This window comes from Thermoleophilum album (genome assembly GCF_900108055.1).
GTDB lineage: Bacteria > Actinomycetota > Thermoleophilia > Solirubrobacterales > Thermoleophilaceae > Thermoleophilum > Thermoleophilum album.
In genome coordinates this window covers 112,476-125,063 of sequence record NZ_FNWJ01000002.1, presented here as the reverse complement: position 1 = coordinate 125,063, position 12,588 = coordinate 112,476, and the positions used below count along the sequence as shown (strand labels likewise).

11 protein-coding genes are annotated in these 12,588 nt (G+C 69.6%); 6 read left to right on the top strand and 5 right to left on the bottom strand.

The genetic code is table 11. From position 1 onward, the window contains the following. The first annotated feature begins 28 nt into the window (after positions 1-28). Positions 29-280 carry a hypothetical protein gene (locus BLW41_RS06700; protein WP_093117587.1) on the top strand — a complete coding sequence of 84 codons (252 nt, stop codon included), beginning with the start codon at positions 29-31 and terminating at the stop codon, positions 278-280. Between the two features lie 100 nt (positions 281-380). Here the strand turns inward: BLW41_RS06700 and acnA are convergent, their stop codons facing one another. Next, positions 381-3,182 carry an aconitate hydratase gene (gene acnA / locus BLW41_RS06695; RefSeq protein ID WP_093117585.1) on the bottom strand — a complete coding sequence of 934 codons (2,802 nt, stop codon included), beginning with the start codon at positions 3,180-3,182 and terminating at the stop codon, positions 381-383. Here acnA and BLW41_RS11380 point away from each other — a divergent pair. The 5 genes from BLW41_RS11380 to BLW41_RS06675 all read left to right on the top strand — a co-directional run bounded on the left by BLW41_RS11380 (position 3,181) and on the right by BLW41_RS06675 (position 8,093). Continuing rightward, complete coding sequence (locus BLW41_RS11380) at positions 3,181-3,306, top strand: hypothetical protein (protein WP_281231444.1); 126 nt, start codon at positions 3,181-3,183, stop codon at positions 3,304-3,306. The genes acnA and BLW41_RS11380 overlap by 2 nt on opposite strands. Further along, complete coding sequence (locus tag BLW41_RS06690) at positions 3,303-4,391, top strand: CehA/McbA family metallohydrolase (RefSeq protein ID WP_093117583.1); 1,089 nt, start codon at positions 3,303-3,305, stop codon at positions 4,389-4,391. Before BLW41_RS11380 ends, BLW41_RS06690 begins: the two co-directional genes overlap by 4 nt. A gap of 7 nt (positions 4,392-4,398) precedes the next feature. Then, the gene (locus BLW41_RS06685) at positions 4,399-5,076 is read left to right on the top strand and encodes an HAD family hydrolase (RefSeq protein WP_093117581.1); all 678 of its coding nucleotides are present in this window, start codon (positions 4,399-4,401) and stop codon (positions 5,074-5,076) included. A 144-nt stretch (positions 5,077-5,220) separates the two neighbouring features. After that, complete coding sequence (locus tag BLW41_RS06680) at positions 5,221-6,870, top strand: GMC oxidoreductase (protein WP_218138301.1); 1,650 nt, start codon at positions 5,221-5,223, stop codon at positions 6,868-6,870. Then, entirely contained in the window at positions 6,867-8,093 is a 1,227-nt protein-coding gene (locus BLW41_RS06675; protein WP_218138300.1) for an amino acid deaminase/aldolase, read from the top strand. The genes BLW41_RS06680 and BLW41_RS06675 overlap by 4 nt, the downstream gene beginning before the upstream one ends. Here BLW41_RS06675 and BLW41_RS06670 read toward each other — a convergent pair. From BLW41_RS06670 to BLW41_RS06655, 4 genes are read right to left on the bottom strand one after another with little or no spacing between them, the layout of a single operon-like run. Beyond that, positions 8,090-9,394 (bottom strand): D-arabinono-1,4-lactone oxidase, encoded by a 1,305-nt coding sequence (locus tag BLW41_RS06670; protein ID WP_093117575.1) that lies wholly within the window; start codon positions 9,392-9,394, stop codon positions 8,090-8,092. The genes BLW41_RS06675 and BLW41_RS06670 overlap by 4 nt on opposite strands. Before the next feature lie 6 nt (positions 9,395-9,400). Then, positions 9,401-10,393 carry a thioredoxin-disulfide reductase gene (trxB, locus tag BLW41_RS06665; protein ID WP_093117573.1) on the bottom strand — a complete coding sequence of 331 codons (993 nt, stop codon included), beginning with the start codon at positions 10,391-10,393 and terminating at the stop codon, positions 9,401-9,403. Beyond that, on the bottom strand, positions 10,390-11,604 hold the full coding sequence (locus BLW41_RS06660) for a lysylphosphatidylglycerol synthase transmembrane domain-containing protein (RefSeq protein ID WP_093117571.1): 1,215 nt from the start codon (positions 11,602-11,604) through the stop codon (positions 10,390-10,392). Before BLW41_RS06660 ends, trxB begins: the two co-directional genes overlap by 4 nt. Beyond that, entirely contained in the window at positions 11,601-12,572 is a 972-nt protein-coding gene (locus tag BLW41_RS06655; protein ID WP_143038645.1) for a phosphatase PAP2 family protein, read from the bottom strand. Before BLW41_RS06655 ends, BLW41_RS06660 begins: the two co-directional genes overlap by 4 nt. Between the last annotated feature and the right edge of the window lie 16 nt (positions 12,573-12,588).

Here is a 12,588-nt window from a genome sequence, read left to right as displayed (position 1 = left end):
CGCCCGCATGGGGTCAGGAGGACGCCCGATGAGAGACAGGCTCAGCCGGATTCTGGATGTCGCCGCCAGGCGCGCCTCGGGCGCGGACGCCGGACCGCTCCCCCACTTCACGGTCGCTGCGTTCTTGATCACCGGGCTGGTGGTGGTGCTGGCGCTGGCGCCGGGCTACGGACTGCTGGCCGCGGTGATGATCGTGCACGTGGCGGTCACCCTGGTGGTGCTCGACTTCATCATGCGGATGCTCGACTCCGGTGACCGCGAAAGCCACGCGCCGCACTGAAGCGCCGGGCTAACCTGGCCTGCTGCGTGTCGCGCCGGGGGCGTGCGACCGACGAGCGACGCCCGGCGCCGGGTACGAACAGTGCTTGCGACCGCCGCCGCTAGGCGGTTCCCAGCAGCCGCCTCAGGACGTACTGCAGGATCCCGCCGTGGCGGTAATAGAGCCACTCGTTGGGCGTGTCGATGCGCACGCGCGTCTCGAACTCGATCGGCTGGCCACCGTCGTCGGGGGTCGCGCGAACGCGCAAGGTGCGCCGACCCTCTTCGAGGGGCTCAAGGTCGTAGCGCTCGCGGCCACTCAGACCGAGCGTCTCGACCGACTCGCCCGGCATGAACTCGAGCGGCAGGATGCCCATGCCCACGAGGTTCGAGCGGTGGATGCGCTCGAACGACTGGGCGATCACGAAACGCACGCCCAACAGACGCGGACCCTTGGCCGCCCAGTCACGCGACGACCCCGATCCGTACTCCCGCCCGGCCAGCACACCGAGCGGCACCCCCTGCTCGGCGTAGCGCACGGCGGCTTCGTAGATCGTGGTCTCTTCGCCCTCCGGCAGCTTGACCGTAAAACCACCCTCGGTACCGGGTGCGAGGCGATTGCGCAGCCGCACGTTGGCGAAGGTGCCGCGCACCATCACCTCGTGGTTGCCGCGACGCGAGCCGTAGGAGTTGAAGTCGCGCGGCTCGACGCCGTGCTCGATCAAGTAGCGACCAGCCGGTGAGTCGAGCTTGATCGCCCCCGCCGGCGAGATGTGGTCGGTGGTCACGGAGTCGCCGAGCAGACAAAGGATGCGCGCGCCCTCGACGCGCTCGAACTCGCTCGGCGGCTCCGGCGCCATGTCGTCGAAGTAGGGCGCTCGCTTGACGTAGGTCGACGCGGGATCCCACTCGTAGCGGGCACCGCGCGGGATCGGCAACTGCCGCCACGTCTCGTCGCCCTCGAAAACCGCCGCGTACTCCTTGCGGTACATGTCGGATTCGATGGCCCGCTCGATCTCGGCCTGGATCTCCTGCTGCGTCGGCCAAATGTCACGCAGGTACACGGGCTCGCCGTCGTTGCCGACGCCCAGCGGATCGTTGTAGAGGTCGACGTCCATCCGCCCAGCGATCGCGTAGGCCACGCAGAGGGGCGGCGAAGCCAGGTAGTTCATCCGCACATCGGGGTGGATGCGCCCCTCGAAGTTGCGGTTGCCCGAGAGCACCGAGCAGACGACCAGATCGTTTTCCTGGATCGCTCGCGAGATCGGCTCCGGAAGCGGCCCCGAGTTGCCGATGCAGGTCGTGCAGCCGTAACCGACGAGCGCGAAACCGAGCTGCTCGAGGTAGGGCACGAGCCCGGCCCGCTCGAGGTAGTCAGTGACGACCTTCGAGCCTGGGGCCAGCGATGTCTTCACCCACGGCTTGCGCGCGAGACCACGCTCCACCGCCTTCTTGGCAACCAGCCCCGCGCCGACCATCACCGACGGGTTGGAGGTGTTGGTGCAACTGGTGATCGCCGAGATCACGATCGCGCCGTGGTCGAGCTGGAACTCGCTGCCGTCATCGAGTCGCACCGGCACCGGCTTCGTCGGGCGTTCGCTCACCGCTACCGCGTGGTGGTGTCCAGCGGTTGGGTCCGGCGAGCCGTCGGCGTGGTCGCCGGGCGCGGGCGGGTCGCTCGCCGGGAATGTCCCCACCACCCCCGGGTCGAGCGGCCGGTCGTCGCCGTTGTCGGCAAGCTCGCGCAGCTCCGCTACGAAGTCCTTGGCGGCGTCGCGCAGGGCGATCCGATCCTGGGGGCGGCGGGGGCCAGCGATCGAGGGTTCGACGTCGCCGAGATCGAGCTCTAGTACGTCCGAGTAGACCGCCTCCTCGCTCGCCTCGTCGTGGAAGAGACCCTGCGCGCGGCAGTAGGCCTCGACCAGCTCGATCAACTGGCGGGGCCGGCCGGTGAACTCGAGGTAGCGGAGCGTCTCCCGATCAACCGGGAAGATGCCGCAGGTGGCGCCGTACTCCGGCGCCATGTTGCCGATGGTGGCACGGTCGGCGAGCGGCAAGTTGCGCAGACCCTCACCAAAGAACTCCACGAACTTCCCGACCACGCCCTTTTGCCGCAGCATCTGCGTGACCGTGAGCACGAGGTCGGTCGCGGTCGCACCCTCCGGTAGCCGGCCGGTCAAGCGGAAACCGACGACTTGCGGCAACAGCATCGAGATCGGCTGGCCGAGCATCGCTGCCTCCGCCTCGATGCCACCGACACCCCAGCCCAGCACCCCGAGGCCGTTGATCATCGTCGTGTGCGAGTCGGTGCCGACCAGCGTGTCGGGGAAGGCCCGCCCGTCCCGCTCGTGCACGACGGTCGCCAAGTACTCGAGGTTCACCTGGTGACAGATGCCGGTGTTTGGCGGCACCACGCGGAAGTTGTCGAACGCCTCCTGTCCCCACCGCAAGAAGGCGTAACGCTCGCGGTTGCGCTCGAACTCGCGCTTGGCGTTCAGGCGGAAGGCCTCACGGCGCCCGAAGACATCGACCTGGATCGAGTGATCGATCACCAAATCGACCGGCACTTGCGGGTTGATGCGGGTGGCGTCGCCGCCGAGACGGTCCATCGCGTCGCGCATCGACGCGAGATCGACGATCGCCGGAACGCCGGTGAAGTCCTGCATCAACACGCGAGCCGGGGTGAAGCGGATCTCTTGCGTCGGCTCGGCTTTCGCGTCCCAGCGCGCCACCGCCTCGATGTCGTCGGCGGTGACCACCTGCCCGTCCTCGTGCCGCAGCAGGTTCTCCAGCAGGATCTTCAGCGAGTACGGCAGGCGCGCTACGTCGTAGCGCGCCTGAAGGGCGTCGAGACGGTAGATCTCAAGCTCGCGCCCAGCGACTACCAGCTTGCCACGAGCGCCGAAGCTGTCCGGGTGCGCCATGCTCCGAACACTACTTGCGTTCGGCGACAACGTGGCGGCCGCGGCGCTGGCGGCACGGCTCGCCACCGATGCTCAGGCCGGGCACGGCTCGCGCACCGCCGACCATCTACGCTCGCACCCGTGAGGCGCCCGCCCGAACTGCACGAGTACGTCTGTGTCGCGCACGTCCACTCGCTCCACTCGGACGGCACCGGCACCGTTGCCGAGATCGCGCAAGCGGCCGCCCAGGCCGACGTCGATGTGGTGCTGCTGACTGACCACGACACCCTCGCCGCGCGCGATGCCGGCGAGGAGCGCTGGTGGGACCGCGTGTTGGTGCTGGTCGGCTGCGAGATCTCGCCGCGCGGCGGCAACCACTACCTGGCGTTCGGTCTCGAGCGACCGATCGACCCCCAGGCGCGGACGATCGCCGAGATTTGCAGCGAGGTGCGCGAGCAAGGGGGTTTCGGGTTCGCTGCCCACCCCGCATCGCGGGGCGTGCCGCGCCTCGGGCCGGTCGCCCGCCCGATGCCGTTCGCCGAGCTCGCGACGGCTGGGGCCGACGGCGTGGAGGTCTGGAGCTTCGTCACGGACACGGTCGAGCGCCTGCCGGGCGCGCGTTCGATACCTAGCTTCCTCGCCCGACCCGCGCACTGGCTCGAACACCCGCGCGAGGAGGTACTCAAAGAGTGGGACGCGCTCGGTCAGCACCGCCGCTGCCCGGCCATCGGCGGTGTCGACGCGCACCAAGTGGGTCTGCGCGTCGGTCGGCGGGTGCCGGTCCGCTTGATGGCCTATCGGCGAAGCTTCCGCTTCTTGCGCACCCATGTGTTGACGACCGAACCGTTGCGCGGGGATCTCGACCGCGACCGCGCCTTGATCTTTGACGCACTGCGGGAGGGTCGGTGCTTCGTTGCCACCGACTGCTTCGGGCCGACCCGCGGCTTCCGCTTCTGGGCGGAACGTGGGGAGCAAACGGTCGCGATGGGCGGCGAGGTGCGGGGGAACGGTTGGACACTGCGCGCCGTTGCCCCGCGCCCAGCGCTTTTGCGGCTCCTGCGCGACGGCGCGGTCGTGGACCAACACTGGGCGCCGGCGCTCGCGCGCCGCATCGAGGGGCCCGGCGTCTGGCGCGTCGAGGCGCAGCTGGAGGTCGACGGTCGGCCACGAACATGGGTGCTAACCAACCCCATTTACGTGCGACGCGACGAGCCACCGGGCGGGGAGTAAGCGGGCGGTGCGTGCGCTCGTCTTCGATCTCGACGGAACGCTCGTCGACACGGTCTACGCGCACGTACTCGCCTGGCAGCTGGCGCTCGAGGAGGCGGGCCTGCCGATCGACGGCTGGCGGATCCACCGACGAATCGGCATGAGCGGCGGTCTTTTCACGCGGGCGGTCGCCCGCGAGATCGGACGTCCGTTGCGTCCCGACGAGGCCGAGCGCCTGCGTGACCGCCACAGCCAGCTGTTCCGAGCGCTCTTGCCACGGCGACGACCACTGCCCGGCGCCCGGGAGCTGCTTGCAACCCTGCGACGGGCGGGCGTTCCCTTCGCCATTGCGACGTCCGGCCGTCGGCCGGAGATCGACGCTTCGCTCGAGGTGCTCGGGATCGATCACGAAGTGGCGGTCGTCGAACGCGGCGACGTTCCGCGGGCAAAGCCGGAGCCGGATCTCTTCCTCGCCGCCGCCGAGCGACTAGGTATCGAGGCCGGAGCCTGCTACGCGGTCGGCGACGCCGTCTGGGATCTCTTGGCAGCACGCCGCGCCGGCATGCTCGGCATCGGGTTGCTCTCAGGTGGTTACGGGGAAGACGAGTTAGTGCGCACCGGCGCCTTTCGCGTCTACCGCGACCCGGCTGAATTGCTGCGGTCAATCGACGAGCTCGGAATCGATTTGGAGACAGCGGCGGAGTAGACTCGCCGGTCGTCGCCATTACGCGTCCTAGAGCACGCGCGCAAGCGGCGCCCGCGTCGAAACGGAGGGAGCATGGAGGGAAGCGGCTCGAGCCAAAGTGATCGCCGAGCGAGCGACGGGCGCTCGACACCCCGAGCGGGTGCGGTGCAGCCGTCTGCAAGCGAGCACTTCGACTACGACTGGGTGGTGATCGGCTCCGGCTTCGGTGGCAGCGTCGCCGCCCTGCGTCTCGCCGAAAAGGGCTACCGAGTGTGCGTGCTGGAGGCCGGACGTCGTTTCCGCGACCACGAACTACCGCGTTCAACCTGGGACGTGCGGCGCTACTGGTGGGTGCCGAAGCTCGGTTGGCGCGGCATCTTCCGGTTGACCCTGTTCAAGGACGTCACGGTGGTTAGCGGGTCGGGCGTCGGCGGCGGCTCGCTTGGCTACGCGAACACCCTCTACGTACCTCCCCGCCGCTTCTTTGAGGACCAACAGTGGCGCGATCTGGCCGACTGGCAGAGCGAGCTCGCACCGCACTACGAGGAAGCGCAGCGGATGCTCGGCGTAACCGAGTGGCGCGGTGACGACCGCGCCGACATGCTGCTGCGAGAGTTCGCCGAGGAGATCGGCTGCGCCGACACCTATCGCAAGACCCCGGTCGGCGTCTTCTTGGGACCTCCGGGCGTGACCGTGCCCGATCCCTACTTTGGCGGCGCCGGTCCGTCGCGCACCGGCTGCACGACCTGCGGTCGCTGCATGGTCGGCTGCCCGGTCGGCGCCAAGAACACGCTCGTCAAGAACTATCTGTGGTTCGCCGAGAAGCTCGGCGTCGAGGTGCAGCCGGAGCGCACCGTCGTCGACGTCCGCCCGCTCGGCCGCGGGGACGGGCGCGACGGCTACGAGGTGGTGAGCGAACGCTCGGGCGCCTGGGTCCGTAAACGTCGCCGCTCGCTGCGCGCCCGCGGCGTGGTGGTGGCTGCCGGCACCCTCGGCACGAACCTGCTTCTCCAGCGCTGTCGCGCGCAGGGGTCGCTGCCCAATCTGTCGCGGCGTCTCGGGGAGCTAGTACGGACCAACAGCGAGGCAATCCTCGCCGTCACGCTGCCCGAGTCCGACCCGGCGCTGGTTCGCCGCGTCGCGATCACCTCGAGCATCTACCCCGACCCTGACACGCACATCGAGACCGTCACCTACGGCACAAAGGGCGGGGCGATGCGCTTCCTGTTCACGATGCTGGTCGGCGGCGGTGGGCGCTTCGTGAGGCCGCTCAAGCTGGTCGCGGCGATCGCGCGCCGGCCGCACGCCTGGCTGCGACTGCTGTTCGCGCCCGGCTGGTCGGAGCGGACGATCATCCTGCTCGTCATGCAGACCCTCGACAACGCCATCGCGCTGCGGCTCAAGCGGCGTCGCTTCGGGGGGTTCGGGCTGCAGACCGAGCAGGATCCGGAGCGTCCGATACCGACCTTCATTCCGATCGCCAACGAAGCGGCGAAGTGGTTCGAGCGGCGCACCGGCGGTATCGCCCAGAGCTCGACAATGGAAGCGCTCTTCGGCGTGCCGACCACCGCCCACATCCTCGGCGGCGCAGTGATCGGCCGCGATCCCGACCATGGGGTGGTCGACGCGCAGCTTCGCGCCTACGGCTACGAGAACCTGTTGATCTGCGACGGCTCGACGGTTCCGGCCAACCCGGGCGTCAACCCGAGTCTGACGATCACCGCCCTCGCTGAGCATGCGCTGAGCCACGTACCGCCGAAGGGCGCCGAGGAGCTCGCAGCAGGGCGTCCGCAGGCGGTCGTAAGCACGGTATGAGCGAGAATCACCGGATGTCGGCGCGGGGTGCGCGGGCCCGCGACCGCGAGCGGTTCGAGCGGGCGTTCGGTGACCTCGACGCTCCGTTCGCGTTCGTCGACCTCGACGCGATGCGGCGCAACGCGGAGCGGATGCTCGCTAGCGCGGCGCCCAAGCCACTGCGGATCGCCACCAAATCGGTGCGCTCCAGGGCCCTGCTTGAGCATCTGCTAGCTCTCGATTCGCGTCTGCGAGGGCTTTTGTGCTTCACCTTGCCGGAGGCTTTGTGGCTGGCGCGCTGCGGCTTCTCGGACCTGCTGTGCGCCTACCCGACGACCGACCGCTCGGCGCTTCGCGAGCTGGCGCACAGCGACCTCCCCGAACCACCGATCGTGATGTGCGACTCGCCGGCGCAGCTCGACTTCATCGAGCGGGTGGTGGGAACACCGAAGCGTCCGATCCGCCTTTGCATCGAGGTCGATGTGAGCCTGCCGCTGTTTGGTGGGCGGCTACGGATCGGCGCGCGTCGTTCGCCGATCCGCACCCCACAACAAGCCCGGGCGTTGGCCGAGGAGATTGCGCGTCGCCGAGGGTTCGAGCTGTGTGCGCTGATGGCCTACGAGGCGCAGGTCGCGGGCGTTCCCGACCTACCGGCCGGCAAGCGGCTGGCGGCGCCAGCGATCGCGTGGATCAAGCGCCGCTCGCGGGCGTACGCGCGCGAGCTGCGCGAGGCATGTGTGGCCGCGGTGCGCGAGGTCGCGGAGGTGTCGATCGTCAACGGCGGGGGCACCGGCAGTTTGCGAACCACGGCCGCGGAAGCGGTGGTCACGGAGGTAGCGGCGGGGTCTGGCTTCTACGCGCCAGCGCTATTCGACGGCTACCGCGACCTCGCGCTCGAGCCGGCCGCGTTTTTCGCGCTCCCGGTGGTGCGCAAGCCGGACCGCACGACCGTCACCCTGCTCGGTGGCGGTTACGTGGCATCCGGCCCCGCCGGCCGCGACCGGTTGCCGGTCGTGCACGCGCCAAGCGGCCTGCGCTTCGACCCCCTGGAGGGGGCGGGCGAGGTGCAGACGCCGCTGCGCGGTCGCGCCGCGCGGCAACTCGCGGTCGGCGACCGGGTCTACCTGCGGCACGCCAAGGCGGGGGAACTGTGCGAGCGCTTCGACGAGCTGTACCTGCTCTCCGGCGGGCGAGTGGTCGACAAGGTTCCCACCTACCGCGGCGAGGGCCGCTGTTTCCTCTAGCGGCCGTCGTCGCCGCCAGCGCGCACAGGCCCGAGGACGCGGCGCAGGTACGCGTTCTCGAACTTCCCGGTCGGGTCGAAGCGCGCACGCAGCGCCTGGAAGCGCGTCCAGCCGGGGTAAAGCTGGGCGAGCTCGTTGGCCTCGCGGTAGTGCAGCTTCCCCCAGTGCGGGCGTCCGCCGAGCGGACGCATCACCTCCTCTTCGACCGCGCGGAAGAAGTCCTCGTGCGCCATCGGCGCGTACTGGTGCACCGCGATCCAGGTGGTGTCGCGCTGGTGGGCGGGCGATAGCAAGGCTTCTTCGGCAGCGCTCACACGAACCTCGATCGGGAAGCAGATCGGTAGGCGCCGCCGCTCGATCAACTCGAGCACTCGCTGCACCGCCTCAGGACCGGCAGCCCGTGGTAGCGCGTACTCCATTTCGTTGAAGCGGACCAGGCGCGGGTGCGCGTAGATTCGGTAGGCGACGTCGTGATGTTGCGCGCGGCCGAAGCCGCCGGCGAGCAACCGGTTCAGCCGCGGCACCGCTCGCGGCCAGCGGCGCGCGGCGCGGCAGTGAAGCCCGAAAAGCCCGTTGGCGAGCAGCAGATCACTGGCCAGCTTGCGCGCCCGTGAGAGGTGGGTGCCGCGCGGCGGCGCGGTCCGGTCGGCGCGCAAGACCAGGCATCGACGCGCGTAGGGCAGCGCGAAGATCTCGAAGTGGTCAGCCGAGTCGGCGAACGCGTCGAAGGCGCTCAGCACGCGCTGCCGGTCGATCGGCTCCTCGATGCGTCGCAGTCCGAACAACGGCACGCAGCGAAAGCTCACCCGCGTCACCACACCGAGCGCGCCAAGCCCGACGCGAGCCGCCAGCAGATCTTCGCCGCCTGCGATCGTCCGCACACGGCCGGCCGCATCCACCAGCCGGAGCGCCGCTACCTGCTGCGAAAGGCTGTGGAAGCGGGCGCCGGTGCCGTGCGTACCGGTCGCAATCGCGCCGGCGACGGTCTGGCGATCGATGTCGCCCTGGTTGGCGAGCGCCAGGCCCACTGCTGCCAGGCGTCGTGCGAGCTCGCCGATCGTGATCCCGGCCTCGCAGGTAGCGACGTCGCCCTCGATTGCCACTACCCGCCGCATTCGCCGCAGGTCGAGGGCGACCCCGCTCGTCTCCGCGATCGCCGTGAAGGAGTGGCCGCGACCGACCGCCTTGATGCTCTGAGCAGCCGCTACGACACGCGCGACTTCCTCCTCCGCGCGCGGTTCGAGCAGGGCAGCCGGTCGTGCAGAGACCAGTCGCGACCAGTTGCGCCAGGTCGGCAACACGCTGCGTTAGCCGCGAGCCACCGCCGCCTTCATTCGCGCCAGCTCGGGAGCTGTGTCGCGCAGGTAAGCCTCGCAGTCGAGCGCCGCCATACAGCCGCTGCCGGCCGCCGTGACCGCCTGCCGGTAGACCGGATCGATGAGGTCACCGCAGGCGAACACGCCGGGCACACCGGTGCGCGTCGAGCGATCTTCAACGATCACGTAACCCTGCTCGTCGAGGCGCAGCTGATCGGCGACCAGCTCCGAGCGCGGACGGTGGCCGATCGCGATGAAGGCTCCCTGCGCCTCGAGCACCAGCTCCGATCCATCCTCGCGGTTGCGGAGCACAACCCGTTCGAGAGCTTCAGAGCCTTCGAACCGCTCGACTACGTACGGCGTGAGGAACTCGATGTTCTCGGTCGCCCGTGCGCGATCGACCATGATCGCGGAGGCGCGGAACTCGCGCCGGCGATGCACGATCGTGACCTTGCGCGCGAACTTGGCGAGGAAGGTCGCGTCCTCCATCGCCGTGTCGCCCCCACCGACGACGATCGTGTCGCGACCGCGGAAAAACGCGGCGTCGCAGGTCGCGCAGTAGCTGACGCCGCGCGCAGCGAACTCGTCTTCACCCGGAACACCGAGTTTCTTCGGCTCCGTACCGGTAGCGACGATCACGGCGCGGGCGCGGATCGAACGCTCCCCCACTTCCACAAGGTGGGGCACACCGGTCTCCCGCGAGAGCCGCAAGGCGGTCGCGTCCTCGCTCAGGAAGCGGGTCCCGAAGCGCTCGGCCTGGCGCCTGAAGTCGGCCATCATCTGTGGTCCTTGCACGCCGTCCGGGTACCCGGGGTAGTTCTCGACGTCAGTCGTTAGTTGCAGCAGACCGCCCCACTGGAACCCCTCCACGCAGAGCGGTTGGAGATCGGCGCGAGCGGCGTAGATCGCGGCCGTGTAGCCCGCCGGCCCGCTGCCGATGATCACTACGTTCTCGAGGTCCCGGTACTCGTGCGTTTCGCTCATCGCGCCTCCGCGGCCGCTACTTCACTTTGTGAAGTAGGAGCATAACGTCCCGTCCCGTCTTCCCGCTCCCAGGCCGCAACCGTGCGGCGCAACTGAAGGTAGGCGATCACCCCCAAGGGCACCGGCAGCCAGAACGCGATCAGTCGGTAGACAAGCACGGCCGGAAAGACAATCGCCGCGGGCAAGCCGAACATCGCGAAGGCCGCAATCATGCCCGCATCGACGGGACCGGCGCCGGCGGCGGGCGACGGAATCACGTTCGCGAACATCCCGAGGAAGAACCCCTGGACCAGAACGGCCAGCGGCACGCTTCCTCCGTAAGCCTTAAAGCAGGCCCACAGCACGCCGATGTTCGCGCCCCAGAAGCCAATCGCCCCGCCCACCGCAAGCGCTCCGCGCCGCGGGTCGCGCGCGAACTCGATCGCTGCGCGCACGCCGTCGGAGACGGTCGCCGGGACGCTCCCGAGTCGCCGCGCGAAGCGCGCCGTGCGCGGTTTCGTGGCGAGCGCCGCGATGCGGCGGTCGACGTCTTCGGGAATCAGCGCAACCAAAAGACAGGCAGCGCTCGCGACGACCGCGAACAGCGCCGGCAGGAGCGTGCCCGCGAGTGGCGCCTGACCGGCCAGCAGATGGAAGTGCAAAAGCAAGCCGAAGACGATCACTGCGGCGGCGTAGACGCTGTAGGTCACGACCAGGAAAGCCACCATCCGCGAGGCCGCTACGCGGCGCCCGATGCCCGCTTTGCGCAAAGCCCAGTAGGTGAGGACAAGGCCGCCCGCGCCGGCGGCTGAGAACAGGCGTGTGGCGGCTAGCCCGGCCATCGTGATCTGGTAGGACGCGCGCAGTCCGAGCCGCTCGCGCAAGCGCCCGCCGGGATCCTCGACGCCGATCAAAACACCACGAAACAGCGCCACGTAGGCGCCGAACGCGGCGACGTTGAAGAGCAGCGCGACGACCAGCCAGCGGGGTTCCGCGTCGTCGAGGCGAGCGAGGGCGTCGTCGAGACCGACGATCCGGGGCAGCAGCACGTAGACGGCCGCCAGCGCGCCGATCAGAGCGAAGAAAACGGTGAGCACCCGCTGCCAATCACCGAGCAGCGTCTGCAGTCGACCGACGTCGAGTTCTTCCTCAGCCGTGGCGGGAGGCGGCGTGTTCGGCGAGGTGCTCCCCGGGACGCTGGCGCGGCGAGGATCGTCGCCGTGCTCGCTCATCGCGCTGCGCCCGCCGAGCGCGGGCCCGCTTGCGCGCTAGCAAGCAGGGCTCGCGGGACGCGGCCGTTGGTCGCCGCCTGAGGATCGAGTTGGAAGGCGGCGCGCTCGCGAACCACGCGGCCCGCGAGTTGCCAGGCAAGCTCCGCGACGACAGCCCCAGCGATCAGGTCAGCGACGTAGTGCTCCGCGAGATACACGAGCGCGAAGCCAAGCGTCAGCGCGTAACCCCAGCCGACGGCTCCGTGGCGACGGTCGATCTCGGCGAGAGCGCGCGCCGCGACCACCGATGTTCCGAAGTGCAGGGACGGCATCGCCGCGAATGGGTTGCCCTCGACCGAATGGTAAAGCGGCTGCCAAAGCCGTCCCCAGACGCGTTCCCCGACCTCAGCCATGATCCGGCGCACCGCCGGCAGGCGACCCTGACGCGCCGCCCACCAGGGGGGAGCGGTCGGCACCGCCCAGTAGCCGACCAGCCCCAGGTCGAAGCAGAACGCGACGGCCACCGCCGTGCGCGGGAAGCGCTGTGGATGCCGCCACAGGGTGTAGGCGACAGTGCCATGCGGCACTGCAAACCACGCCCAATGCGCAGCCGCCAGCAAATAGTCGTGGGGACGCAAGCGGCCGCCCCCGGCGAGCGCCCGCTGCAGACGCACGGTCGGGCAGACGCCGCCCCCGAGCGCGCGGTCGATAGCGATCGGGTAGTCGACCCGCAGTCGCCGCAACAGGCGCTCGGGATCGTCGTCGGGCATGTCGTAGTGGACGTAGTAGGCCCACATCTGCGCGAGATAGGCAGCAACGGCGCGCGTTCGTCCGGGCGGCGCAAGCGCCGCTGCGGTCGCAGGCATCTGCCAGCAAAGCGCCGACAGAGCGAGCGGCGGCAAGCGCAGGCGGCGCCGGGCTAGCGGCGCGGCGACGCCCGCCGCCAACGCGACGTAGCCAGCCGCGCGCAGCACTCTCGATCCCCGCAAGGCGGCGGCAGTGTAC